The sequence below is a fragment of the Actinophytocola sediminis genome (assembly GCF_054779715.1).
The window spans coordinates 1-812 of sequence record NZ_BAAGXS010000130.1; the positions used below are offsets into that span (position 1 = coordinate 1).

General features: G+C 64.9%; 1 protein-coding gene. It reads left to right on the forward strand.

What is annotated here, in order from left to right:
- Window positions 1–53 precede the first annotated feature (53 nt).
- A protein-coding gene (locus ACYVIP_RS44640; protein ID WP_460407306.1) for an IS5 family transposase occupies window positions 54–812 on the forward strand; the annotation gives its coding sequence in 2 pieces (ribosomal slippage) (window positions 54–396 and window positions 396–812; 760 coding nt annotated over the 2 pieces). This gene is flagged as partial in the annotation.

Genomic DNA, 812 nt, shown 5'->3' on the forward strand with positions numbered 1-812 from the left:
CTTAGACCATGTCTCACGTGGATTTGACGATCTTGCGGTCATGATCTTGGGCCGTGGCTGATTATCTGTCAGAGCGGTTGGTGCCCGATGAGATGTGGGTGCTGGTTGAGCCGTTGGTTCCGCGGTTTCGGGCTCGGCCTCAGGGTGGCGGGACCGCGCCGTTGTCTGCTCGTGCGGTGTTCACCGCGATCGTCTATGTGTTGACCAGTGGGTGTGCGTGGCGGGATCTGCCGCCCTCATTCGGGGTGCCGTTCCAGACCGCGCACCGCCGATTCAGTCAGTGGACCAAGGCCGGGTTGTGGCGCCGACTCCACCACGCGGTACTCGACGAACTCGGCGGCCACGGGATGATCGACTGGTCCCGGGTCATCGTCGACGCCGCATCGGTGCGGGCGAAAAGGGGGGATCGCTGACCGGGCCAAGTCCGGTCGACCGCGGCAAGCCCGGCTCGAAGCTGCACGTCCTGACCGAAGGCGCCGGGCTGCCACTCGTGGTTGGTGTCTCAGCGGCGAACACCAACGACTCCTACGCGCTCAAGCCGCTGGTGCGGGCAATCCCGGCGATCCGATCCCGCCGTGGACCGCGTCGCCGCAAACCCGCCAAGCTGCATGCGGACAAGGCCTACGACCATACTGAACTGCGCGCGTGGGTCCGTCGACGTGATATCCAGGTGCGTATCGCCCGCAAAGGCGTCGAGTCCAGCGAGAAGCTCGGGCGACACCGCTGGATGATCGAACGGACGATCTCCTGGCTCACCGGATACCGACGACTCACCATCCGCTACGAACGCAAAGCCAGCCACTTCCTCGCAT